Source organism: Methylobacterium sp. WL103 (genome assembly GCF_008039885.1).
Taxonomy (GTDB): domain Bacteria; phylum Pseudomonadota; class Alphaproteobacteria; order Rhizobiales; family Beijerinckiaceae; genus Methylobacterium; species Methylobacterium cerastii.
In genome coordinates this window covers 1-1,847 of the sequence record NZ_VRUX01000732.1, presented here as the reverse complement: position 1 = coordinate 1,847, position 1,847 = coordinate 1, and the positions used below count along the sequence as shown (strand labels likewise).

The 1,847-nt window shown below is 71.1% G+C and carries 1 protein-coding gene and 2 pseudogenes; 2 read left to right on the top strand and 1 reads right to left on the bottom strand.

Features of this window, described 5'->3' with window-relative positions; translation table 11 throughout:
- Positions 1-673 (bottom strand): fumarylacetoacetate hydrolase family protein (locus FV222_RS24805; RefSeq protein WP_147815889.1); only part of this gene is annotated, 673 nt, incomplete at its 3' end.
- A 258-nt stretch (positions 674-931) separates the two neighbouring features.
- Between FV222_RS24805 and FV222_RS24800 the strand changes: the two are divergent.
- Both FV222_RS24800 and FV222_RS31540 read left to right on the top strand, forming a co-directional pair.
- Positions 932-1,153: pseudogene (locus tag FV222_RS24800) on the top strand (hydroxyacid dehydrogenase); the annotation flags it as partial.
- Positions 1,154-1,556: 403 nt separating this feature from the next.
- Positions 1,557-1,847 (top strand): annotated as a pseudogene (locus FV222_RS31540) (DNA mismatch repair protein MutS); the annotation flags it as partial.

Sequence of the window (1,847 nt, the reverse complement as noted above, 5' to 3'; positions counted from 1 at the left end):
CGCCGAGGCCCGCGACGGCGCCGACCATGCGCTCGCCCCGGCGCACCGGGCCGACGCCGGCCGGCGTGCCGGTGAAGATCAGGTCGCCGGGCTGAAGCTCGAAATAGGCCGAGAGGTAGGCGATCTGCTCGGGCAACGACCAGATCATGTCGGCGAGGTCGCCGCGCTGGCGCTCTGCGCCGTCGACCGAGAGGGTGATCGGCCCCCGCGCCGGATGCCCGATCGCGGCGGCCGGGTGGATCGGGCCGATCGGCCCGGAAAAGTCGGCGGCCTTGCCGAGGTCCCAGGGGCGGGCGAGCGCCTTGGCCTCGTCCTGAAGGTCGCGCCGGGTCATGTCGAGGCCGATGGCGTAGCCGTAGACGTGATCGAGGGCGGTCTCGACCGGGATGTCGCGCCCGCCGGTGGCGAGCGCGGCCACCAGCTCGATCTCGAAATGGTAGTTCTCGGTGCGCGGCGGAAAGGGGTGGTGCGTCGGCTCGGATCCGCAGGCCTGGAGCGCGTCGGCGGGTTTCATGAAGAAGAACGGCGGCTCGCGGTCGGGGTCCTTCCCCATCTCGCGGGCATGCGCCGCGTAGTTGCGTCCGACGCAGTAGACCCGGCGTACCGGGAAGTGGTCTTCGCTGCCGGCGACCGGCAGGGCGATGCGGGGCGGGTTCGGGATGACGGACAGCATGGCGTGCCTCGTGAGACAGGGGCGGGTCGTCGTTCGGGCATTCGGTAGACCGCGCGCCCGCTGCGGCTAGAGCCACGCCGCATCACGTTGCGACGAGCCATGGCTCTAGGCCTTTGTTACAACGTGCTTTCTTTCGCCGAACCGGTGTCCACCTCGGCGGAAATCACTCTAGTCTTAGGCCCGCGACCGGTCCATGCCAGCCCGCAGCGTTTGCATCGCGGCCGCGTCCGCTCGAGAATCCCTGCCGAAGAATCGCCCATGACCGAACCCGCCCTCGCCCCGGCTCCTTCCGCCGACACCCTCCTCGAAGCCCTGCGCGCGCGCCTCGGGGCGGCCCACGTGCTGACCGCCCCGTCCGACCTCGACCCCTATCTCGTGGAGTCGCGAAAACTCTATCGCGGCTCGGCGCTGGCCGCCGTGCGGCCGGGCTCGACCGAGGAGGTCGCCTTCGTGGTCGAGGCCTGCGCGGCCGCCGGCGTCGCGGCAGGCGACCTCCACACCAAGCCCGGATTCATCGTGCTGCTGCCGAAGCCGGCCGCGCCATGAGCGGGCTTATCGATGGTTCGCAGGCACCCAGCGATGCGCGCCTCGGCCCGCTCCCGCTGACCGACCGCGCAAATCCGGTTTTCGGCCCCTCCCCGTCATTCCGGGGCGCCGAAGGCGAGCCCGGAATCCAGAACCCCAGGTCGTTGTCCAGCCTGGCACGTCGGCGGCCCTGGATCCCGGGCTCTGCTGCGCAGCCCCGGGATGACGGGGAGGGGGTTGGATCAGGATCGACCCCTTCGGCTCCGATCATGGTGACCTGGACGACGGGACCTCGCGAGACAGGATCGCGCAGGCTCCTCGGCGGCTGCATGTCCCGACTCCTTCGCAGAGTTCCGGCATGAAACCGCCGCGTCGGCCGCGGGCGCTGTCGCGCGAGGATGCGCATCTGTGGGGGGAGATCGCCAAGCTGATCACCCCGCTGCGCGCCCGCGTGACGCTGCGCAAGCCCAAGTTAACCGTCGTGGACGCCACGCCCGCCGCGAAGGCGACGCCGAAGATTTCGCCGGCTAAGGGCATCGCCAAGAAGCTGGCGCCTGCACCGAAGCCCGTGCCGGCGATGCCGGTTGCCATCCCCGGCCCGGTCGCCGCGGTCGCGCCGGCGAAGCCGGTGAAGCGCGTGGTCCGGCTC